General features: G+C 33.1%; 22 protein-coding genes. 17 read left to right on the top strand and 5 right to left on the bottom strand.

Features of this window, described 5'->3' with window-relative positions; all coding sequences use genetic code 11:
• Positions 1-5: 5 nt before the first annotated feature.
• Both A8975_RS04510 and A8975_RS04515 read left to right on the top strand, forming a co-directional pair.
• Entirely contained in the window at positions 6-1,112 is a 1,107-nt protein-coding gene (locus A8975_RS04510) for a glycosyltransferase family 2 protein (protein ID WP_134198816.1), read from the top strand.
• A gap of 80 nt (positions 1,113-1,192) precedes the next feature.
• On the top strand, positions 1,193-2,515 hold the full coding sequence (locus tag A8975_RS04515) for a dihydrolipoamide acetyltransferase family protein (protein WP_134198817.1): 1,323 nt from the start codon (positions 1,193-1,195) through the stop codon (positions 2,513-2,515).
• 54 nt (positions 2,516-2,569) lie between these two features.
• On the opposite strand, the gene A8975_RS04520 is transcribed toward A8975_RS04515, so the two are convergent.
• The gene (locus tag A8975_RS04520) at positions 2,570-3,880 is read right to left on the bottom strand and encodes a cryptochrome/photolyase family protein (protein WP_410504192.1); all 1,311 of its coding nucleotides are present in this window, start codon (positions 3,878-3,880) and stop codon (positions 2,570-2,572) included.
• A 132-nt stretch (positions 3,881-4,012) separates the two neighbouring features.
• Here A8975_RS04520 and A8975_RS04525 point away from each other — a divergent pair, with 132 nt between their 5' ends.
• The 11 genes from A8975_RS04525 (at position 4,013) to A8975_RS04575 (ending at position 11,838) form a co-directional block, all read left to right on the top strand.
• Positions 4,013-4,789, top strand: a complete 777-nt coding sequence (locus tag A8975_RS04525) for a 3'-5' exonuclease (protein WP_131505739.1) — start codon at positions 4,013-4,015, stop codon at positions 4,787-4,789.
• 35 nt (positions 4,790-4,824) lie between these two features.
• Positions 4,825-5,727: a carboxypeptidase-like regulatory domain-containing protein gene (locus tag A8975_RS04530; protein WP_131505738.1), complete on the top strand. Its 903-nt coding sequence runs from the start codon at positions 4,825-4,827 to the stop codon at positions 5,725-5,727.
• Positions 5,728-5,772: 45 nt separating this feature from the next.
• Positions 5,773-6,384, top strand: coding sequence for a fumarylacetoacetate hydrolase family protein (locus tag A8975_RS04535; protein WP_129759015.1), 612 nt, complete (start codon positions 5,773-5,775; stop codon positions 6,382-6,384).
• Positions 6,385-6,726, top strand: coding sequence for an Hpt domain-containing protein (locus A8975_RS04540; RefSeq protein ID WP_131505737.1), 342 nt, complete (start codon positions 6,385-6,387; stop codon positions 6,724-6,726).
• Positions 6,726-7,964: a competence/damage-inducible protein A gene (locus A8975_RS04545; protein ID WP_134198819.1), complete on the top strand. Its 1,239-nt coding sequence runs from the start codon at positions 6,726-6,728 to the stop codon at positions 7,962-7,964. Before A8975_RS04540 ends, A8975_RS04545 begins: the two co-directional genes overlap by 1 nt.
• A gap of 89 nt (positions 7,965-8,053) precedes the next feature.
• Positions 8,054-8,290: a 50S ribosomal protein L28 gene (rpmB, locus tag A8975_RS04550; RefSeq protein WP_129759012.1), complete on the top strand. Its 237-nt coding sequence runs from the start codon at positions 8,054-8,056 to the stop codon at positions 8,288-8,290.
• Between the two features lie 27 nt (positions 8,291-8,317).
• Positions 8,318-8,500, top strand: coding sequence for a 50S ribosomal protein L33 (gene rpmG / locus A8975_RS04555; RefSeq protein ID WP_091426518.1), 183 nt, complete (start codon positions 8,318-8,320; stop codon positions 8,498-8,500).
• A 7-nt stretch (positions 8,501-8,507) separates the two neighbouring features.
• Positions 8,508-8,660 (top strand): DUF4295 domain-containing protein, encoded by a 153-nt coding sequence (locus tag A8975_RS04560; protein ID WP_134198820.1) that lies wholly within the window; start codon positions 8,508-8,510, stop codon positions 8,658-8,660.
• 139 nt (positions 8,661-8,799) lie between these two features.
• A complete protein-coding gene (gene ftsY, locus A8975_RS04565; protein WP_129759010.1) occupies positions 8,800-9,753 on the top strand; it encodes a signal recognition particle-docking protein FtsY in 954 nt (317 codons plus the stop codon).
• A 31-nt stretch (positions 9,754-9,784) separates the two neighbouring features.
• Entirely contained in the window at positions 9,785-10,138 is a 354-nt protein-coding gene (locus A8975_RS04570; RefSeq protein WP_134198821.1) for a hypothetical protein, read from the top strand.
• Between the two features lie 44 nt (positions 10,139-10,182).
• Complete coding sequence (locus A8975_RS04575) at positions 10,183-11,838, top strand: amidase family protein (RefSeq protein WP_134198822.1); 1,656 nt, start codon at positions 10,183-10,185, stop codon at positions 11,836-11,838.
• Here A8975_RS04575 and A8975_RS04580 read toward each other — a convergent pair.
• A complete protein-coding gene (locus A8975_RS04580) occupies positions 11,835-12,923 on the bottom strand; it encodes a serine hydrolase domain-containing protein (RefSeq protein ID WP_134198823.1) in 1,089 nt (362 codons plus the stop codon). The two genes, A8975_RS04575 and A8975_RS04580, sit on opposite strands and share 4 nt — an antisense overlap.
• Positions 12,924-13,039: 116 nt before the next feature.
• Between A8975_RS04580 and rimO the strand changes: the two genes are divergently transcribed.
• The gene (rimO, locus tag A8975_RS04585) at positions 13,040-14,344 is read left to right on the top strand and encodes a 30S ribosomal protein S12 methylthiotransferase RimO (protein WP_131505731.1); all 1,305 of its coding nucleotides are present in this window, start codon (positions 13,040-13,042) and stop codon (positions 14,342-14,344) included.
• A gap of 75 nt (positions 14,345-14,419) precedes the next feature.
• Here rimO and A8975_RS04590 read toward each other — a convergent pair whose 3' ends face one another.
• The 3 genes from A8975_RS04590 to A8975_RS04600 form a co-directional block, all read right to left on the bottom strand.
• Positions 14,420-14,758 carry a hypothetical protein gene (locus A8975_RS04590; protein ID WP_129759004.1) on the bottom strand — a complete coding sequence of 113 codons (339 nt, stop codon included), beginning with the start codon at positions 14,756-14,758 and terminating at the stop codon, positions 14,420-14,422.
• Positions 14,759-14,910: 152 nt separating this feature from the next.
• A complete protein-coding gene (locus A8975_RS04595) occupies positions 14,911-15,849 on the bottom strand; it encodes a cadherin repeat domain-containing protein (protein ID WP_131505730.1) in 939 nt (312 codons plus the stop codon).
• Between the two features lie 228 nt (positions 15,850-16,077).
• Positions 16,078-18,006: a tetratricopeptide repeat protein gene (locus tag A8975_RS04600; protein ID WP_131505729.1), complete on the bottom strand. Its 1,929-nt coding sequence runs from the start codon at positions 18,004-18,006 to the stop codon at positions 16,078-16,080.
• 230 nt (positions 18,007-18,236) lie between these two features.
• Between A8975_RS04600 and A8975_RS04605 the strand changes: the two genes are divergently transcribed.
• From A8975_RS04605 to A8975_RS04615, 3 genes are read left to right on the top strand one after another with little or no spacing between them, the layout of a single operon-like run.
• On the top strand, positions 18,237-18,734 hold the full coding sequence (locus A8975_RS04605) for a T9SS type A sorting domain-containing protein (RefSeq protein WP_131505728.1): 498 nt from the start codon (positions 18,237-18,239) through the stop codon (positions 18,732-18,734).
• 4 nt (positions 18,735-18,738) lie between these two features.
• Positions 18,739-19,386, top strand: a complete 648-nt coding sequence (locus tag A8975_RS04610; protein ID WP_131505727.1) for an outer membrane beta-barrel protein — start codon at positions 18,739-18,741, stop codon at positions 19,384-19,386.
• Between the two features lie 17 nt (positions 19,387-19,403).
• A complete protein-coding gene (locus tag A8975_RS04615; RefSeq protein ID WP_134198824.1) occupies positions 19,404-21,527 on the top strand; it encodes a hypothetical protein in 2,124 nt (707 codons plus the stop codon).
• Positions 21,528-21,551 lie beyond the last annotated feature (24 nt).

Consider the following 21,551-nt stretch of genomic DNA (forward strand, 5'->3'; position numbering starts at 1 on the left):
TTATATTGAAATTATCAGTTGTCATATTAAACTATAATGTGCAATACTTTTTAGAATCCTGTTTAAAAAGTGTTCAAAAAGCTATTGATGGTATTGAAGCCGAAATAATTGTAGTAGATAACAACTCTAGTGATAGAAGTTGTGATATGGTAAAAACGCATTTTCCTGATGTTGTTTTAATAGAGAATAAAGAAAACTCAGGATTTTCCAAAGGAAATAATATTGGTGAATCACAAGCCAAAGGAGAGTACTTATGTATTTTAAATCCAGATACGATTGTTGCTGAAGACACATTTAAGATACTTTTAGAGTTTGCTAATGGCATTGAAAACTTAGGTGTTTTAGGTTGCAGGTTAGTAGATGGTACAGGTCACTTTTTACCAGAAAGCAAGCGAAACATCCCAAAACCCAATGTAGCGCTTAAAAAGCTGCTTGGTAAACCTCAATCGTATTATGCAACACAAATTGAAGAAGAAGCAATAGGTGAAGTTCCTATTTTTGTTGGTGCTTTTATGATATTGAAAAAAGAGGTTTATAATGAAGTTGGAGGGTTTGATGAGGACTATTTTATGTATGGAGAAGATGTGGATTTATCATACAAAGTCCTAAAAGCTGGTTATGACAACTATTATAATGGTAACACTACTATTATTCATTATAAAGGTGAGAGCACATTAAAAGACCTTAACTATGCCAAGCGTTTTTATGGTGCAATGCAAATTTTTTACAAAAAGCATTTTAAAAGCAATTTTATATTCAATTCATTGGTTTGGTTAGGGATTAGAGGTGCTTATTTAATGCGATCTGAACCTTTAGTTGCTAAAAACAGAATAGATAGTTATACATTAGTTTCTAAAGATATTCCTAGAGGTTTAAAAGAGGCTTTAAACAAACCTATTACACAGGTGACATCAATTGATACGGTTGAAGAGTATACCGAAATAATTTTTGATGCTGAATATGTAACCTATAAATCTATAATTGAGCATATTTCAAATCCTGAAATTAATAATAAGGCATTTTTTAAGATTTTACCAAAAAATGCTAATTTTATCATCGGAAGCAATAGCTCTAAAAACAGAGGTGAGGTTATCCATTTTAAAAAAGATTAATTGAAGAAACAACAATAGATTAGATGTTTTTTTATTAATTTTGCAAACGAAAAACCCAAAAACACTTTTTCATTATTAATATGGCAAAATTTGAATTAAAACTCCCTAAGATGGGAGAAAGCGTAGCAGAAGCAACAATAACATCTTGGTTAAAAGAAGTTGGTGATACTATTGAGGCTGATGAGGCTGTTCTTGAAATTGCTACAGATAAAGTGGATAGTGAAGTTCCAAGTGAAGTAGATGGTGTTTTAGTAGAAAAACTTTTCAATGCTGATGATGTTGTGCAAGTTGGTCAAACTATTGCTATTATTGAAACCGAAGGAGAAGTTTCAACTGAGGCTCCTGCTGTAACTACTGAGCCTGTTAAAGAAGAAACAGCTAAACAAGTAGCAGTTGCTGAAGTTGCAAAAACCGTTGAGGTTGCTAAAGAAACTGTAGCTCCTGTGATATCTTCTGGAGACCGTTTTTATTCGCCATTAGTAAAAAATATGGCAAAACAAGAAGGTATTAGTCAAGCAGAATTAGATGCTATTCCTGGTACAGGAAAAGAAGGACGTGTCACTAAAAATGATATGTTATCTTATATTGAAAATAGAGACTCACAACCTAAACCTGTTCAAGAAGTAGCTAAAGTAGCTCCAACGCAAAACAATGGAGTTGCACAACCAAAAGCTGCTCCAGTAGTAAGTAGTGGAGACGATGAGATTATTGAAATGACTAGAATGGGCAAATTAATTGCACATCATATGGTGGAGTCAGTACAAACTTCTGCTCACGTGCAAAGTTTTATTGAAGCTGATGTTACTAGAATATGGAACTGGAGAAAAAAGGTGAAAGATGCTTTCCTAAAGAGAGAAGGTGAAAACCTAACCTTTACACCAATTTTTATGGAAGCTGTAGCTAAAGCATTAAGAGATTTTCCTATGATGAATATTTCAGTTCAAGGAGATAGCATCATTAAGAAAAAACATATCAATTTAGGTATGGCAGCTGCATTACCAGATGGAAACCTTATTGTGCCAGTTATAAAAGATGCAGATCAACTTAACTTGGTTGGTATGACCAAAAAAGTAAATGACTTAGCAACTAGAGCAAGAGATAATAAATTAAAACCAGACGATATACAAGGAGGAACCTATACTGTAACTAATGTAGGAACCTTTGGTAGTATTATGGGAACACCAATTATTAATCAACCTCAAGTAGGTATTTTAGCACTAGGAGCTATCCGAAAAGTACCTGCAGTTGTTGAAACTCCTGAAGGTGATTTTATTGGGATTCGTTATAAAATGTTCTTATCGCACTCTTATGACCATAGAGTTGTAAATGGAGCGTTAGGAGGACAATTTGTTAAGGCTGTAAAAGATTATCTCGAAGCTTGGGATTCTAACAGAGAAATCTAAAATTCTATAAATCATAAAATAAAGCACAATCCTAGATTGTGCTTTTTTAATGTCTTAAGTGTTATTTAGTCCTACTTTGTAGGTTTCAATAGCACGTTCTCTAGCGTCTTTATGTTCTACCATTGGTGGAGGGTATTCTAAAGAGTTTAGTTCTGGAATCCACGAATTGATATAAGTTAATTTAGGGTCAAATTTCTTTATTTGTGTTGTGGGATTAAATACTCTAAAGTATGGAGCAGCATCACAACCAGTTCCTGCAGCCCATTGCCAATTGCCATTATTTGAAGACAGTTCATAATCTAATAGTTTTTCAGCAAAATAAGCTTCTCCCCATTTCCAATCAATTAATAAATGTTTACATAAAAAACCAGCAACAATCATTCTAACGCGATTGTGCATGTAGCCTGTAGCGTTTAATTCTCTCATGCCAGCATCAACCATTGGGTAACCTGTTTGTCCTTTTTTCCACTTTTCAAATTCTTCAGTATTGTTTCTCCATTTTATGTTATCATACTTGCTTTTAAAGTTTGAGTCCACAACTTTAGGAAAGTGAAAAAGAATTTGCATGAAAAATTCACGCCATATGAGTTCGTTTAAAAAGGCTTGATGTTTTAATGTTTTTTTAATAACCTTTCTAATACTAATAGTGCCAAATCTTAAATGAGGTGATAAATGGCTCGTTTGGTCTAAAGCTGGAAAATCTCTTACTTTTTTATAATCTTCTAGAGATTCTAAATCGTAGTCTTTAACTGTAATAGAAGAACGTTTAAAACCTAACTCAGATAGCGATGGTAGTTTAAAATCAGAATCTAAAAAGTTAGTTTCAGAGTTTGAAGCGTAAGAATTTAAATGTTTAGTATTAAAATTTTCAAGCCACTTGTTTTTGTAAGGTGTGTAAACAGTGTAAGGTGTATTGTCGGCTTTTAATACTTCATTTTTTTCAAAAATAACCTGGTCTTTTAATAAGGTAAAGTTAACATCATGTTTTGCTAGCAATTGTTTAACGTTCTTATCTCTAGTAATAGCATAAGGTTCGTAATCTTCATTAGCAAAAACGGTTTGTACATCAAACGTATTTACAATCTCTTCCCATACTTTAATTGGATCTCCAACTTTGCAATACAAACTTTTTGAGTGCGATTTTAAGCTGTTGGATAGTTGAGTAAGTAAATTATGAATAAATGTAACTCTAGAGTCTGCTTCATCCAATTCTTCAATAATATTGGTGTCAAAAATAAAAACAGGAAGTACAGGATATTCGCTTTGTTGAGCTTTCCATAAGGCATGATTGTCTTCAAAGCGTAAATCTCTTCTAAACCAAAATAGTGTAACTTTTTCTTTGATAATTAATGTGTTAAATGCAATTTTGAATCATAAAATATCGTTTCAAAACTGTTTGTTAAGTATTAAAACGAATTTCGGTTAATTATTTGATAAAATCAAATACCATACTCAAGGTTTGTTTTATCTCATTATCTTTGCCTAAAAATTAATAACATGCAGCTTAATCTTACAAAACCTATCTGTTTTTTTGACTTAGAAACTACTGGAATAAATATTTCTAGCGATAGGATTGTTGAAATTTCTATTCTTAAAGTATATCCTGATGGTAAAGAGGAAACTTACACCAAGCGTGTCAATCCAACAATTCCAATTCCGCCAGAAGTTACTAAAGTTCATGGTATTTCAGATGCTGATGTAGCCAATGCACCAACATTTAAAGAAATTTCTAAAGAAGTACATAACCTTATTAAAGATGCCGATTTAGGAGGTTTTAACTCCAACAGGTTTGATATTCCATTACTAGCAGAAGAAATGCTTCGCGCAGATGTTGATTTTGACATGAAAGGAAGGGTTGCCGTTGATGTGCAAACTATTTTTCATAAAATGGAACAACGTACTTTAAGTGCTGCATATAAGTTTTACTGCGATAAAAATTTAGATGATGCCCATAGTGCCGAAGCTGATACTTTAGCTACATACGAAGTTTTAAAAGCTCAAGTTGCAAAATATGACGACTTAGAAAACGATACAAAGTTTTTAGCAGAGTTTAGTTCTCGTAAAAAGTTTGCAGATTTTGCAGGTTTTATTGCATACAATAAAAAGGGAGAAGAATGCTTTTCTTTTGGAAAACATAAAGGAAAAACTGTTGAGGCTGTTCTTAATGATGAACCAGGTTATTTTGGTTGGTTGTTAAATGCCGATTTTCCTTTGTATACCAAAAAAGTGCTTACAGCTATTAAGTTAAGAGCGTTTAATAATAAGTTGAGCTAACTTTTAAGGAAAGATAGAAATCCCATTTTTATAAGATGAAGTTTTTAATATTTCTTTTTCCATTTTTTGTTTTATCTCAAGAGCAATTAGCAAAAGGAGTGGTGGTTGATGGTGATACGAATTTACCAATTCCTTATGTTAATATAAGTGTTCTTGAGTCTGAAATAGGAACTTCAAGCGATGAAGAAGGAAATTATACACTTGCTATAGAGAATAATAACTTGCGTAAAAATGTTAAGTTGTCTTCGTTGGGTTATAAAGACACTACACTTTTAGTATCTTCATTTTTAAAGGTTTCAAAGCTAGTTTTACAGCCTTTAAACGAGCAGCTAGACGAAGTTGTAATTTCAAAAAAGTTTGAAGAAAAAACTTTAGAAATTAATAAAATTACCGAAGATGATTTGTGCCAAGGCTTTAGTTCATCTTTTAGAAACCCTTGGATATTAGCCTTATATTTTCCTTTCGAAGAACATTACGAAAATACAGAGTACTTAAAGTCTGTTAGGTTTCATTTTGGAAATTTTAAAAACAATAAAGCAAAGTTTAGACTTCGTTTGTACACTATAGGAAATGATGGTCTTCCGCAGAAAGATTTACTAAAAGAAAATGTAATAGTTACCCTAAAAAAGAAGCAAAAAACTGTAGATATAGATGTTTCTGACTACGCTATAATTTTTCCAAGAGAAGGATTATATGTGGCTTTTGAATGGTTGTACATACCTTTTAACGAAGAGGAGGTTACATTTCATTTTGGTAAAAACAATAAAAAAAAGGAAAAACGTATAAGGCATAATCCTATAATTTCTGGTATTTGTGCAGAAGAAGGCAAATACAAAATGGCAGCATATATTTCTGGAGAGTGGAAAGTCCATTCTTCAAATAAATTTCAAAGTGATTTAAAAACTGTTCCAGCTATAACATTAACTTTGTCAAACTAATTAATAAAAATCCCTTCTCTTGTAGAGAGGGTTTGGTAAGATGTTATGAAACTCATTTGCATAGGTCGAAATTATACCGACCATATAAAAGAACTAGAAAACGAAAAACCAACCGATCCTGTTGTGTTTTTAAAACCTGATACAGCAATTCTTTTAAAGAAACAGCCTTTTTTTATTCCAGATTTTTCCAACGATGTGCATCATGAAGTAGAAGTTTTGGTAAAAATTAATAAAGTTGGTAAGTATATTGATAAAAAATTTGCACATAAATATTATGACCAAATAGGTTTGGGTATAGACTTTACTGCTCGCGATTTACAAGCGCAATTAAAAGCCAAAGGATTACCTTGGGAGAAAGCCAAAGCCTTTGATGGAGCAGCAGTAGTAGGTAATTGGGTTGATAAACAGCAGTTTAAAGATGTTAATAATTTGTCCTTCACTTTAGAAAAAAATGGCGAAGTAGTACAAAAAGGTAATACAAACCTGATGCTGTGGAAAATTGATGAAATCATCGAATATGTGTCAAAATATTTTACTTTAAAGATTGGAGATATTATCTTTACGGGAACTCCATCAGGTGTTGGCAAGGTAATTGCAAACGACAAGCTTGATGGATTTTTGGAAAACAAACAAATGTTTTCAATAACTGTTAAATAAATGGAACAACATTATAAACTATTTAGAGTAAGAGAATTAGCAGGTGGTGACGAAGATTTTGTAAAGTCATTAGCCGAAGCTTTTCTCGAAGAAGTACCAGAAGATGCTGAGCGATTAAAGAACGCTGTAGCAGATAATGACTATTATACTACTTACCAGGCAGCTCATAAAATGAAACCAACAGTAGATCTTTTTGAGCTTGGTGTTTTACAAGATTTAATAACAGTACAAGATTGGGGGAAGTTTGAAAAAACTGGAGATGATATTTCCAAAGAACTAGAACTTGTTTTAAACGCTGTTGAAAATGCAACCGCCGAGTTAAAAACGGACTTCAACTTATAATGCAAGCAGAAATAATTACTATTGGTGATGAGATTCTCATCGGTCAGGTTATTGATACCAATTCAGCGTTTATTGCTGAACAATTAAATAAAATAGGAGTGTCTGTCTATCAAATTACTTCGGTTCAAGATGATAGAGCGCATATTTTAAAATCTTTAGCTGAAGCTGAAGAAAATGCAGACATCATTATTATTACTGGTGGTTTAGGACCAACCAAAGACGATATTACTAAAAAAACTATTGCTGAATATTTTGATGACAAATTGGTCGAAGACCTTTCAGTTAGAAAAAATATCGAGTTTCTTTGGGAGCATTACATTAAAAAACCACTATCTCAGGTTAATATTGACCAAGCCTTAGTGCCTACCAAATCTAAAGTGCTAATGAATAAGTATGGTAGCGCTCCAGGAATGTGGTTGGAAAAAAACGGAAAAGTATTTGTTTCGCTTCCTGGTGTGCCTTTTGAAATGAAGGCATTAATTAAAGACGAAGTGATGCCAAGACTGAGAGAGCAGTTTCAATTTCCTTATATAAAGCACAAAACGGTTTTAACTAATGGGTTGGGAGAAAGTACTCTTGCAGAAAGAATTGAAGAATGGGAAGATAACTTACCTCAATTTTTAAAACTGGCTTATTTACCTAGTTTAGGTCGAGTACGTTTAAGGTTGTCCGCTAAACATCAAGATAAAGAGTTGGTGGAAACTACTATACAAGAAGAAATTAATAAGTTATTGCCACAAATAGAAGATATTTTTGTTGGATTTGAAGATGAAGGTTTGCTAGAAGAAATTATAGGTAAGCATTTAGTAAAATTAAATAAAACCATTGCAACTGCTGAAAGTTGTACAGGAGGAAAAATTGCAGAATCGTTTACTGCAAATGCAGGAGCATCACAATATTTTAAAGGAAGCGTGGTAAGTTATGCTACTGAAGCTAAAATAAATGTATTAAAGATTGATGAAGCTTTAATTAAGAAGTACTCTGTGGTTAGTGCACAAGTTGCTGAAGCTATGGCAACCTCAGTTTTACAATTGTTTAATACCGATTATGCTATTGCTACAACAGGAAATGCAGGACCATCAAAAGGAGATGCCGATGCAGAAGTTGGAACAGTATTTATTGCAATAGCTACAAAAGACAAAGTATATTCTCAAGAATTTAACTTTGGAAACCATAGAACAAAAGTCATAAAAAAGGCGGTAAACAAAGCTTTTGAAATGATTCAAAAAGAAATTTAAAAAAAGTAACGATATTAGTTTGTTGATATTATAAAGATTTACTAAATTTGCAGCCTGTTTTAAAATAACAACATTTAAAGTTAGAAAGAATGTCAAGAGTTTGTGAACTTACTGGAAAGAAAGCGATGGTTGGAAACAATGTTTCTCACGCTATGAATAAAACTAAACGTAAATTTGATGCGAATTTAATCAAAAAGCGTTTTTATATTCCTGAAGAAGATAAATGGGTAACTTTAAGAGTTTCTACATCTGCGTTAAAAACTATCAATAAAATTGGTATCACAGCAGCATTAAAAGAAGCTAAAGCTAAAGGATTTTTAAAATAAAAGCATAACGCATAAAGATACGTTACAATGGCAAAGAAAGGTAATAGAATACAAGTGATATTAGAATGTACTGAGCACAAAGAGTCTGGACAACCAGGAACTTCTCGTTACATTACAACTAAGAACAAAAAGAATACGCCAGATAGAATGGAGATTAAAAAATTTAATCCTATCCTTAAGCGTATGACTATTCATAAAGAGATAAAATAATTGAATCATGGCAAAGAAAGCAGTAGCATCGTTACAAACAGGATCTAAAAGATTAACTAAAGCCATAAAGATGGTAAAATCACCAAAAACTGGAGCTTATATGTTCATTGAGTCAGTTATGGCACCAGAATTTGTTGATGATTTTTTAAAGACAAAATAATTAAATAATCATATTTAATTCTATAACTGCTTTCATTTGAAAGCAGTTTTTTTATGTCTATATTTGACAGCCTATTATGACAGAATAGCAGTATTTATTTTAGGCTAGATTTTTGCATAGACATTACAAATTTTAGGTCATGAGTTTTTTTAAAAAAATATTTTCTTCTGAAAAAAAAGAAACCTTAAACAAAGGTCTCGAAAAATCCAATACTAGTTTTTTTGGTAAGCTAAGTAAAGCTGTTGCCGGAAAATCTAAAGTTGATGATGAAGTTTTAGATAATCTAGAAGAGGTTTTAGTATCAAGTGATGTTGGTGTTAATACCACACTTAAGGTTATTGAACGTATTGAAGCTCGTGTAGCTAAAGATAAATACTTAGGTACTGATGAGTTAAATAAAATTCTTCGCGAGGAAATTGCTGGTTTGCTAAGTGAAACAAACTCTGGAGAAGAAACTGATTTTGTAATACCAAGCGATAAAAAACCTTATGTCTTAATGGTCGTAGGAGTTAATGGTGTTGGTAAAACAACAACCATTGGTAAGTTAGCCTATCAGTTTAAAAAGCAAGGATTAAAAGTAGTCCTTGGTGCTGCTGATACCTTTAGAGCTGCTGCAATTGATCAACTTCAGGTTTGGGCAGATCGTGTAGATGTGCCTATGGTAAGACAAGACATGGGAAGTGATCCTGCTTCTGTAGCTTTTGACGCATTACAGTCTGGTGTTAACCAAAATGCTGATGTTATCATTATTGATACTGCAGGACGTTTACACAATAAAGTCAATTTAATGAATGAGCTGACTAAGGTAAAACGTGTAATGCAAAAAGTAGTTGGTGATGCACCACACGATGTGCTTTTGGTTTTAGATGGTTCTACAGGTCAAAATGCATTTGAACAAGCTAAGCAATTTACAGCTGCAACCGAAGTAACATCATTGGCAGTAACCAAGTTAGATGGTACAGCTAAAGGTGGTGTGGTAATTGGTATTTCAGACCAATTTCAAATCCCAGTTAAATATATTGGAGTAGGAGAAGGTATTGAAGACTTACAGGTATTTAATAAATATGAGTTTGTCGATTCGTTCTTCAAGTAAAAAAATAGTCCTGTAAAACAGGAATCTCATTATGAAAAGTGAATTTTTCAATTTAAGAGAAACTAAAGTTTTAAAGCCGATTACAATTATTATACTATTGTATTCGGCTTTAATGTTTTTTGAATACGCACAACGGTTTCTAGGGATTTTCACAATACCAAATAATCCTTTAATTCCTGACTATCTGCCATATTACATGGCTTTTCCTTCTTTTTTTGTTTTGCCTTTTTTCATCGTTATCATTTTTACTTGTGTAAGAAAGATGATCAAACGTAATTACAACTATAAAAGTGTTTATATCTTGTTGGGTCTTGTGGTTTTATTTTTCCTTTTTAGATGGCGAATTCATGAATTCTTATTGTCACAAAGTCCTTATGCTGCTTAAATTAATGCAAGTGATTTTGTATTTTTATTAAAAAAATATAAGTCATGAGATTAATACTTTCCCTTATTACGCTTTGTATGATTTTATCGTGTAAAGAGTCAAAGTCTAATGTTGAAACAGATAAGACACCATCTACTGATATTAGTGACATTTCCACAAAAGAGTTTAGAGAATTTAAGGTCTTAGATTCAAAATACATTAATACTACTGAACTTTGGGAGGTTTTCAATACAGAGTTAGAAGATTTTAATGAAGCGACTTACAATAGTCTAAAACCTTTTATTCTTGAACAAGATATTCCAACATTGCATAAAAATGTACAAGAAGGAAAGTTAACTTATGAGCTTTTAACTAAGTTCTATTTATATCGTATTAGAGCATTTGACAGAGAAAACAAATTATCTCTCAACTCAGTAATAGCATTAAATCCTAATGTAATTGCTGAAGCTAAAGCTAAAGACGAACAACTGAAAAATATGGACATTACAGAGCAATTTAATTTTTCGGTTTATGGTATGCCAATTCTTTTAAAAGACAATATTAATACATCAGGTATGCCTACTACAGCAGGAGCAGTTGCACTTCAAAACAATACTACTGAAGATGCTTTTATTGTTTCGCAATTAAAGCATGAAGGTGCGCTTGTTTTAGGGAAAGCCAACCTTAGTGAATGGGCTTATTTTTTCTGTGGTGATTGTCCAAGTGGTTATAGCGCTATTGGAGGTCAAACCTTAAACCCTTATGGACGAAAAATTATTGACACTGGAGGTTCAAGCTCAGGAAGTGGAGTAGCTGTAGCAGCTAATTTTTGTGTAGCTGCAGTTGGTAGTGAAACTTCAGGGTCAATTTTATCACCTTCAAGTCAAAACTCTATTGTGGGCTTAAAACCGACTATTGGTTTATTGAGTCGTAGTGGTATTGTTCCAATTTCTTCAACATTGGATACTCCAGGACCAATGACTAAAAATGTTATAGATAATGCCATTTTACTTGCTGCTATGTATGGTTTTGATGAAGCAGATGATAAGTCTCTTAATCTAAAATGGCCTAAAGCGTATTATGTTGATGGTGATTTTAGTAAAGATGATTTAAAAGGAAAGCGTTTTGGTGCGTTTAAACGATTAATGGAAGATTCTCTTTATGTCAATGCACTTTCAGTTTTAAAAGCTCAAGGAGCTGAAATAATTGAAATTGAAGAAGAAGAGGTTCAGCTGCCTGATTTTATTCGCTTATTGAATTTAGACATGAAAGCCGATTTACCAACATATTTATCAACGTCTGCCAATGCAAATGTTGGTGTTGAATCAGTGCAAGATGTTATCGAGTTTAACAAGAAAGACTCTATAAAGACAATGCCTTATGGACAAAAATTGTTTGAAGGTATTGTAGCTGACTCTGCTACTGATAGTGAATTTGAAAGTATAAAAGCAACGCTAAAAACTAATGGAAAGCTGTATTTTGATGTACCAAAAAAAGCACACGATCTTGACGGATTTTTATCAATAAACAACTATCATGCAGGTTTTGCTGCTGTTGCTGAATATCCTGCTTTAACAGTGCCAATGGGTTATACAATAGATGGTGTTCCAAAAGGGTTGACCTTTATTAGTACACCACTCTCAGAAAAAAACTTATTAAGTTGGGCTTATGTTTATGAAGTAGCTTCAAAAAAGAGAATTGCTCCAAAAAATTATAACTAGTTAGTTACAGCATTAATTTTTTCCCAAAGGTCATTATCAAAACCAGAGAGAGCAAAATTAGCTTCATCAGCTTCATTTCCCATACGTATAACTACCAGTTTTTTACTTGGTACTACATATACTTTTTGGTCGTTTAAACCTAAGCCAGCAAACATATCGTTTGGAGCATTAGGAACCAGTTCTCCTGAAAATTCTAGCTGACTTTGAGGTAAGTGAAACGAAGTTTTTCCGTTAAGCCACCAAAGGTAACCATAGGCTTTGTTAATGTCTTGTGAGGTATTTGTCGATTCGGTAATGTAATTTTCTGATACTATTTGTTGGTCTTCCCATTTACCATTTGCGTAAATCATTAACCCAAACCTTGCCATACTTCTAGTATCACTCCAGTAGACGCTAAGACTGTTCAAATTAGTCCAAAAACCATTCATCCCAATTCTGTTTTTCAACTTATCGTTAAAATAAGTATTCCATGTTTGTCCACTCGCTTCAGCAACTACATCTTGCATTTTCACATATACATTATGGTAAGCCCAACGTGTACCAGCATCAGCAATGTATTGTAGGTTTTCAGGGGAAACATCATCGCCTGTTGTATCGTCCAAACCACTACTCATTGATAGTAAATGTTTACAAGTAATTAGGTTTTCTTTTTCAAGAGAAGCACTCGTCCAACCTGTACCTAAATAATCAGACACTTTTGCATTAATATTTAGTAAACCGTCATCTTGTGCAATTCCTGAAACCGTTGCAGTTAAGGTTTTTCCTGCACTTGCCCAATACCAATTGGTAGTGCTAGAATGCTCGTTCATATAAGCTTCGAGAGCAATTTTTCCGTTGTGTAGTATTATAAAACTCTTGGTGTTTTTTTCTTCTAAAAAATCAAGAAGTGGTTGTATTTCATTTTCATTCCATTCCAATTCCGAAGGACTAACCGTTTCCCAAGGGTTATCAGTACTTGTAATTAATGGCGGAAAATAAATTTCATCAACAGGAGTTTGGTCTTCAGGACTGTCATCGGTTGCATCATCAGAGGATGAACAATTATAAAAACCTATTAAAACAAAGAGGCAAAAAAGGTATTTCATAATAAAAGCTTTGTATTTAAGACCATTAAATATACTAAAGGTTTAAATTAGATTGTATCTTTGCGGACTAAAAAAGAAGTAAAGTATAAAAGATTCCCGCTTTTGCGGAAATACATATGAGAACGAAATCGCTTAAAAAGAACAGAATTAATGTAGTAACACTTGGTTGCAGTAAAAACGTGTACGATAGCGAAGTGTTAATGGGACAGCTAAAGGCTAGTGGTAAAGATGTGGTGCATGAGCAAGAAGGCAACGTTGTTGTTATCAATACCTGCGGATTTATCAACAATGCAAAGGAAGAAAGCGTGAATACCATTTTGGAATTTATGCAAAAAAAGGAAGCTGGCGAAGTTGATAAAGTATTTGTTACAGGCTGTTTGAGCGAACGTTATAAACCAGACTTACAAAAGGAAATTCCTAATGTTGACCAATATTTTGGTACTACCGAATTACCTCATTTATTAAAAGCACTTGGTGCCGATTATAAGCATGAATTAATTGGTGAGCGTTTAACAACCACACCAAAAAACTATGCCTATTTAAAAATTGCTGAAGGTTGCGACAGACCTTGTAGTTTTTGTGCAATTCCATTAATGCGTGGAAAACACAAGAGTACACCTATTGAAGATTTAGTAACCGAAGCTGAAAAACTTGCAGCTAATGGAGTTAAAGAATTGATACTTATTGCTCAAGATTTAACTTACTACGGACTGGATTTATACAAAAAACGTAATCTAGCCGAATTACTAGAACACCTTGTAAAAGTTGATGGTATTGAGTGGATACGTTTACACTATGCATTTCCAACTGGTTTTCCAATGGATGTGTTGGAGGTTATGAACAGAGAACCAAAAATTTGTAATTATCTAGATATTCCATTACAACATATTTCTGATGCTATTTTAAAAAGTATGCGTCGTGGTACTACCAAAGAAAAAACCACAAAGCTGCTTAAAGAATTTAGAAAAGCAGTACCAGGAATGACTATTAGAACCACTCTTATTGTTGGATATCCTGGAGAAACCGAAGACGATTTTGAAACTCTAAGAGATTGGGTTAAGGAGATGCGTTTTGAGCGTTTAGGTTGTTTTACTTACTCGCATGAAGAAAACACTCATGCCTACAACCTAGAAGATGATGTGCCTGAAGATGTGAAAATTGACAGAGCAAATCAGATTATGGAGATACAATCGCAAATTTCTTGGGAACTGAACCAAGAAAAGATAGGACAGGAGTTTAAAGTGGTTATCGATAGAAAAGAAGGTAATTACTTTGTAGGTAGAACAGAGTTTGACTCACCAGATGTAGACAACGAAGTACTTATTGATGCCAGCACAACCTATTTAAAAACAGGCGAGTTTGCAACCGTAAAAATTATTGAAGCTGAAGATTTTGACCTTTATGCTGAGGTTGTGGGTTAAGGAGTAGTAGTCTTTTTATTCATTATCATAATGCTCTATAGTATTCAAGAGTTGTTTTTTTATTAAAAGATTATCTTATTTTCGTCGAATAGTATAGGAGTTAAATCCTTTTGTAGCATTCATTTGTTGATACCAAAAAAGAATAGGAATTACAACACTTACAGTTCCAATAATTCCAAATAAACTCCATAATACTATGGTAGATGCAATACCAATTCCAACTCCAATAAGAATTAAGACATTATTAGGTTCTGCTTGTATGTCATTTACATGTTTCTTTTCAATATTTCCGCAATTTTGACAATTCACATTAAACTCATCTCCTTTTTCCATTTGTAAATCTGGTCTAGTTGGAGCGTTAGACTTTATTTTAATATCCTTTTTACAAGATTGACAACGAGTAACTAATTTCATGTTTAATTTTTATGTTTAATGGGTTGGTTAATATTTGGTTAGTTTTTAATAACAAAAGTTATTCAACTAATTTCGACTATTTTTCTAACAAACCCAATAAAAAAGGGAAAACAAAACCGCTTTCCCTTTGTGTTGTAAATGAAGTGTTTAAACTAGTCCCATTGTTTTAAGGTAGTGCTTAAACCTTGGTATAAAAATACAGCACCAACATTACCACTGGTTAAAAAGTCGGTGTCACCATCGCTTCCCCAGCCATAAGGTGAACCAGATATATTTTTATAACCAATACTATTATTGACATATATCGCCAAATAACCAACACTAGTGGTTGGTGTTGCATTGCCTTTAAGAACAAAATGGTTGTATTCAGCATTGTGTTCTGGTAGAGCTTCACCTAATGCCTCATAAGCACCTAGTTCAGTGCCTGTAGACAATTTTACTTTAGTTCCAGAAACATTGTTAGCCCAAGAGTAATGCTTAAAGGCATACACATAGCTAGATGCTGGTATATTGCTTCCGTTTAAATTTGCAATTAGAGCTTGCCCTGGGTTTGCGTTTATATTGGCAGAACTTAAAAGGTCGCTATCAGTAGCACCACTTTTGGTGACTTCAGCCATATAGTTTGCCAAATCATTGTATTCGCTTTCAGTCACCATAACCCATGTTCCGTCTGCGGCATTTTCATAAGCGTTTCTGGAGCTATTCAAGAACGCCCAAATATCATCTACATTAATAATGGATACGATAACATTTTTTTCTTCAGTGTCTGTTCCGTTAGTAATGGAAACAGTAAGCGTGATTTCAGTTGTAGTTTCGTAATCAAATTCTTGCCATGCCAATACACGTATTTCTCCACTATTGGAGTCAATTCCCATAGCTTGTGAAACAGACTGTGAGGCAATGCTAAAGCTAAGGTCGCCTATTAAGTTAGAGGTTATGGTCGTAACTAAATCGCCACTTGTAGGATATTCGTTTATGGAAACCTCAATAGTATTGTTTGTTGGTGCCTCTCCAGAAGTGTCGTCCTCATTGGAACAAGACACTAAAATGAAAGCCAATAAAAGAGTTGAAAGTTTAATTTTTGTGTTCATAATACTTTTGTTTTGTGGTTTGTATTGAGTTTTTGCAGCGACTTGCAACTGGTTGAGTCTGCAGCCTTCACCAGAGCAAGACACCACAAAACTGGTTTGTCATATTAATGACATAACAAACATAATGTCAAGTTGCTATGAGCTAAAATTTTGAGTGTGGACAATTAGCGGACAAATCACTTTTGCCTAAAGGACAAAAGGTGGACAAGGTATGTGTAAATTATTGGTTTATAGCTCTATAATCAATTCTTGGAGCGATTCTTCGGTGGATAGACTTAACTTCTTGCGTAGACGATAGCGTGCTTTTTTGACACCTTCGGATGAAATATTTAAGATGTTTGCAATCTCTTTTGAAGATAGATTCATTTTAAGTAGAGACATCAATCTAAGGTCGTTAGAAGTCACTTCAGGAAAGGTGCGTTTTACCTTAGAGTTGAAATCTTTATGCACATCTTCAAAATAGGTTCTAAACTGTTCCCAATTGTTATCATTGTTAATATCAAGGTTGATGGCATTTATGACTTTTTGGAAGCTTCTAGAATTGTCTGTACCAGATTTAAGTTCCTTCAATTGCGATTTTAAATCGAGCAATACTTCGTTTTTATGAGCTAAATGTAACGCGTGTGTAGTGAGTTCTTTTTCTTTAAACTGAAGCGAAGCATCCAGTTTTTCGCGTTCTACTTTGTTGCGTTTCATTTTTTGTCGTAACCCATAAAACAAAGCGCTTGCAAGCAATACAATTGAAAATATGATGATACCCAAAAGTATTTGACGGTTTTTTGCAATAGCTTCTTTTTGTTTGAGTACTTCTATTTCGGCAGCTTTTAGTGCAATTTCTTTTTCTTTTTTCTCAGTTTCATAAATGGTTTTTAGTTCTGCAATATCTCTAGCATTGTTAACTTTTGAAAGACTATCTTTAATAATTGAATAGCGCTTTAAATTGTTATGAGCGTTTTGGTAATCTTTTTCCTCAAGATTAAGTATGGACAAGTAGTAATAAAATTCTTGCGATTCTCTTGGAGCATTTATGGTGTCAGCAATTAGTAATCCTTCGTTAAAGTAGGTCTTGGCTGCGTTGTAGTTTTTTGTTTTTGTGGCGGTTTTTCCAAGTACCAATAAAGCGGTGTAAATACTGTTAATGTTTTTACTGGAACGGTATTTTATTAGTGCTTCATTTAACAGAAAATCTGCTGTTTTATAGTTTTTTGTTTCGTAGTTTATTTCGCCTAAAAGGAATTCAGAACTTGAAATGACATTTTCAAAATTTTTATCTATAGCAAGGTTTAGTGCTTCTGTGGCATAAGTTTTAGCCGATTCGTATTGTTTTAAACTAATGTATGCATTGGCTATCCTATTAAGCGTTAAACCTTGGAAATTATAATCGTTTTCTTTTTTATACACGTCTAGCGCAATTTTGTAATTTTTAATCGCTTCGAAGTAATTTTCTCTGTGATATTCAATTTCACCAATAGATTTGTATGTGTCAGCTTTGTACAACGTTTTGCCTTCAATGTCCTCAAACAGTTTTTGAGATTTAATAATATTGGTATATGCTAAGGTGTAATTACCTTTATTTCTGTAAATACTACTTAAATTGCCAAGAGCAAGAGCTTCGCTAAAAGTGTCTTTAATACTTTTGCTTAAAACAATGGATTGGTTTATAGCAGCAATAGATTTATCGTAGTCGCCTTCGAGACGATATACATCTGAAAGTCCAATGTAACAAGAAGCTAGCCATTTTTTATCATCGGTAAGTTTCCAGAGTTTAAGAGCATTATTAAAATAATACTCAGAAGAATCTAAATATGACATACTCTTTTTTAATGATCCTAGTTGGTATAGTGAACCAGCAATACTAAGAGTGTCAGTTGTTGTTTTTGATAGTTTTAAGCTTTTGTGAGCATAATACTCAGTTTTATTTAAATCATAATATTTGTAAGCTTCAACTAAATTTTGAAGCGTTTTAACTTTATCAATAGTAGTTTTTTGTGAGCTAAAGTCTTTTAAAAGACTATCAATTTTTTGTTGATTTTGCGAAAATGACAATAGAGAAATTCCTATAGCAAAATACAGAACGACTAATTTGTCCACCATACTGCGGACACCTTTTGCAATTTTAAAGACAGGGACATTTTTAGTGTAATATTTAGACTCCATGTTTTGTGGTGGTTAGATTAGGTAAGATACTAACATTTATTTTTAACTTGTAAGAAACTGTTAATCAGTGTTTTGAAAAATTATTTATTAGTTGTTTATTTATGTTATAAATATCTTCAAATTATTAAACATCTGTTTTTTAAGGTGGTGGACAAAGGGTGGACACGACGTTTTTTCCTTTTTTAACCGCATTCTGCACTATACTTTAGTTGAAACAAAACTAGGTAGCCATGTCAAAACAAAACTGGATAATTACATTTTTTCTGCTCACTTTTTTTTCAGGATTTGGACAGATTTTAAAAAAGGAAACATTGGCATCACAAGGATCATCACATTTTGTGTATGCTAATAACAAAAGTTATTTTTTACAAGAAAGCATTGGGCAAGCCAGTGTAATAAGAACATTTAATACTAATAATTATAGCTTAAGACAGGGGTTTTTACAACCCATTTCGGCAACTGTTATTTCTGACCATTTAGATGCCAACCTACTAGGATATTTTTATCCCAATCCTTTTGAGGATAGAGTTTATGTAAGATTTGATGAACCAGTATATGATGTCATTTCAGTGACTATGCATGACATTTTAGGACGATTGGTGTACAGCAAAAGCTTTAACCCTATTCAAACATTAACCATCAATTTTGGTGATTTGAGTTCAGGAGGTTATTTGCTGCACATTCAAATGCGAACAGAAGTACTTATTGCAAAACTGATAAGAAAATAAGGTCATGAAATACATAATAATCATACTGTGTTTTGTGATGTCATGGCAGTGCAAAAGTCAGCAATTGTTTACCGAATTTGGTAAAGCTATGTCTGCTTTTGATTACAAAAATTCTTTAGGAGAACCTTTAGATAATTTACTGTCTAAACCTAATTTTTATATGAAAATGGGTTATAGAGATGTGTTGAATAGTGATGAAACATTACATATAACACTTGGAGCAACTTATAATGGTTATGGTGCAATAGGAAGCGATCGAACTTTGGATAATTTTTTTGAATGGGATGTAACCTATTTGGGTTTTGAAGCAGGATTGGATTATAGGTTGTTTAGGATGAGAGAATTTTCTTTTTATCTAAAAGGATTGGCTTCAGTTGAGTTTATGATCCAAGGTACACAAACCGTAAATAACCAAGTGTTTAATCTGGTTGGTGAAGAAGAATTTAATAACACCATCTTCTTTTTAAGAGGAGGTGTAATGATGACCTATCCTATTGCAAAAAACACATTGATCACTGCAAATTACACCTTAGGAAAAACAGCATTGCTTGATAAAGACAACTCCACCGATAATGAAGAATTAAAATTTATGTCACATCAATTTGGTTTTGGTATTATCATCAATTTACCAAGTTGTAATTGTCCATATTAAAATAAAACCCAACAGTTATGAAAAAAATTACACTTCTTTTAATATCATGCTTTTTAGCTTGTATTGTTACAGCACAAACCGACGGAATCAGTTATCAAGCAGTTATAATAGACAATAATCCGCAGGAAATTCCTGGTGTAGATATTCCTTCAAATAACTTGCCTAATGTGCCATTGAGAGTTCAGTTTTCAATAATTGATAACACTAATGCTATTGAATATAAAGAATCTCATGATACCACAACAGATCCTTATGGCATGATAAATTTAATGGTTGGTCAAGGAGCTTCAAGTATTGGTGAGTTCAATGAAATCTATTGGAATAATTCCAAATACCTTAAAGTAGATATCGATTTGTTTGATGGAAATGGTTTTGTGGAGTTCAGTTATCAAGAGCTTACCTATATTCCTTATGTAAAGCATAGAGAAATTATTGCGACTTCAACCTTAGATGTTGATGGAGCAACAAACCTAAACAATAGTTTTACGGTTAATAATGAAAGTCCTTCACACCTTACAGGAAGTTTAATAGTTGATGGAGAAACAAACTTAAACAACAATCTCAATGTAAATAATCAAGCAACAACAACACTTTCAGGCGATTTGTATGTTGAAGGGATAGCACATTTTACCGATGGTGTTTTTGATAATATAACGGTTAATGAACATTCAGCTTTAAACACGTTAACTGCTGATGGAGAAACCAATATCAATAATGCATTTAAAGTTAATAATGAAAGTCCAACTGAACTTACAGGAAGCCTTGACGTAGCAGGTGTTTCTCATTTACAAGATGTGGTGCGAATTGACGCAACTACAATACAAACCGATGAAAACCAATATGGATCTTACCCATTACAAGTTCAAGGAAGTGAACAAGGAATTGCCATAAAACTCAATGCTAATAATCCTGATAGAACTAAAAACTATTTGTCGTTTTGGGCAGGAAATAATCAGGTTAGAGGACGAATAGAAGGTAACAACTACTTAGAACCTGTGGCTTTTGATTTTTTAATTGATATTATAGATCCACCAGGAGTAACCGATTTAATTGACTTATTTATCGATTTTACTCCAGAACCTGAATTTGGTTTTGACCCAGAAGAGTTAATTGAAGATGTATTTGAAAATGAGTATTACCAAAATGATTTTTCATTTACAGCCTATCATTATACAATGGACTTTGTAGTGTCTATTCAGCGTTTAGGAGTTAATCTGGTAGCTGCTACAGGGTTTTGCGCTACAGGTGATTGTGATGATGCTATTTGGTCATTTATTGATATGGCTGTTGATGGTATGCAATTGGCTGAATGGTACTTGTATAATGCGATAAACATTGGAGTTGCTTTTGAATCTGGAAGTGCCGATTATGCGGAATGGCTTAAGAAATATGATGAAAACGAAGTTTTTGCTTTTGGAGATGTAGTAGGTGTAAAAGGCGGATTAATCTCAAAGTCGTTTGTTACTGCTGAAAACTACATGATTGTTTCTCAAAATCCTTTAATAAGTGGAGCAATGCCAAAAGAAGACGAAACCCATTTGTATGAGCGTATTGCGTTTATGGGTCAAGTTCCCGTAAAGGTTATAGGAAAAGCAAATAAAGGTGATTATATTCTACCTTCTGGTCATGGAGACGGTTTAGCAATTGCTGTGCGTCCTAACGATATGAAAATAAATGACTACAAAAGAATTATAGGAGTGTCTTGGGGAGAATCTTCAGGAGAAAAACTGTTTACCTATGTAAATACAGCTGTAGGAATTAATACAAACGATATGGCTGGAGTGGTTTCGCAAATGCAAGGTTTAATGAATAATATGCAATTAAGTTTAGCAAAATTAGATACCAATTATAAACCTTATTTCTTCGAGGTTGAAGACGATTTTGAAGACGGACTTACTGAAGTAACTTTAGTAGATATCAACAATACTTATATGGTCGAAGGTAAAAATCAAAGAGAAAGATTGGAGAAGTTGTCGCAAAAAACATTCAATCAGTTTAAAAATAGTGACTTTGATTTTTCAAGATTTCCGTTTTTAATGGAAACCATACAAAATCCTACTAAGGAGAATGGCGAAAAACTAGTAGCATACTATTCAAAAGTCATTGAACGATTAGAAGCGATTAAGCCGAATAAGGAATGATGGAGAAACTCTTAACTTAATTTT

It is taken from the genome of Meridianimaribacter flavus (assembly GCF_004366715.1).
In the GTDB taxonomy this organism is placed as follows: domain Bacteria; phylum Bacteroidota; class Bacteroidia; order Flavobacteriales; family Flavobacteriaceae; genus Gaetbulibacter_B; species Gaetbulibacter_B jejuensis.

Coding starts and splice junctions, on each gene's coding strand:
- A8975_RS04515 (WP_134198817.1), top strand. CDS start 1,193: ATGGCAAAATTTGAATTAAAACTCCCTAAGATGGGAGAAAGCGTAGCA.
- A8975_RS04525 (WP_131505739.1), top strand. CDS start 4,013: ATGCAGCTTAATCTTACAAAACCTATCTGTTTTTTTGACTTAGAAACT.
- A8975_RS04530 (WP_131505738.1), top strand. CDS start 4,825: ATGAAGTTTTTAATATTTCTTTTTCCATTTTTTGTTTTATCTCAAGAG.
- A8975_RS04535 (WP_129759015.1), top strand. CDS start 5,773: ATGAAACTCATTTGCATAGGTCGAAATTATACCGACCATATAAAAGAA.
- A8975_RS04540 (WP_131505737.1), top strand. CDS start 6,385: ATGGAACAACATTATAAACTATTTAGAGTAAGAGAATTAGCAGGTGGT.
- A8975_RS04545 (WP_134198819.1), top strand. CDS start 6,726: ATGCAAGCAGAAATAATTACTATTGGTGATGAGATTCTCATCGGTCAG.
- rpmB (WP_129759012.1), top strand. CDS start 8,054: ATGTCAAGAGTTTGTGAACTTACTGGAAAGAAAGCGATGGTTGGAAAC.
- rpmG (WP_091426518.1), top strand. CDS start 8,318: ATGGCAAAGAAAGGTAATAGAATACAAGTGATATTAGAATGTACTGAG.
- A8975_RS04560 (WP_134198820.1), top strand. CDS start 8,508: ATGGCAAAGAAAGCAGTAGCATCGTTACAAACAGGATCTAAAAGATTA.
- ftsY (WP_129759010.1), top strand. CDS start 8,800: ATGAGTTTTTTTAAAAAAATATTTTCTTCTGAAAAAAAAGAAACCTTA.
- A8975_RS04570 (WP_134198821.1), top strand. CDS start 9,785: ATGAAAAGTGAATTTTTCAATTTAAGAGAAACTAAAGTTTTAAAGCCG.
- A8975_RS04575 (WP_134198822.1), top strand. CDS start 10,183: ATGAGATTAATACTTTCCCTTATTACGCTTTGTATGATTTTATCGTGT.
- A8975_RS04580 (WP_134198823.1), bottom strand. CDS start 12,923: ATGAAATACCTTTTTTGCCTCTTTGTTTTAATAGGTTTTTATAATTGT.
- rimO (WP_131505731.1), top strand. CDS start 13,040: ATGAGAACGAAATCGCTTAAAAAGAACAGAATTAATGTAGTAACACTT.
- A8975_RS04590 (WP_129759004.1), bottom strand. CDS start 14,758: ATGAAATTAGTTACTCGTTGTCAATCTTGTAAAAAGGATATTAAAATA.
- A8975_RS04595 (WP_131505730.1), bottom strand. CDS start 15,849: ATGAACACAAAAATTAAACTTTCAACTCTTTTATTGGCTTTCATTTTA.
- A8975_RS04600 (WP_131505729.1), bottom strand. CDS start 18,006: ATGGAGTCTAAATATTACACTAAAAATGTCCCTGTCTTTAAAATTGCA.
- A8975_RS04605 (WP_131505728.1), top strand. CDS start 18,237: ATGTCAAAACAAAACTGGATAATTACATTTTTTCTGCTCACTTTTTTT.
- A8975_RS04610 (WP_131505727.1), top strand. CDS start 18,739: ATGAAATACATAATAATCATACTGTGTTTTGTGATGTCATGGCAGTGC.
- A8975_RS04615 (WP_134198824.1), top strand. CDS start 19,404: ATGAAAAAAATTACACTTCTTTTAATATCATGCTTTTTAGCTTGTATT.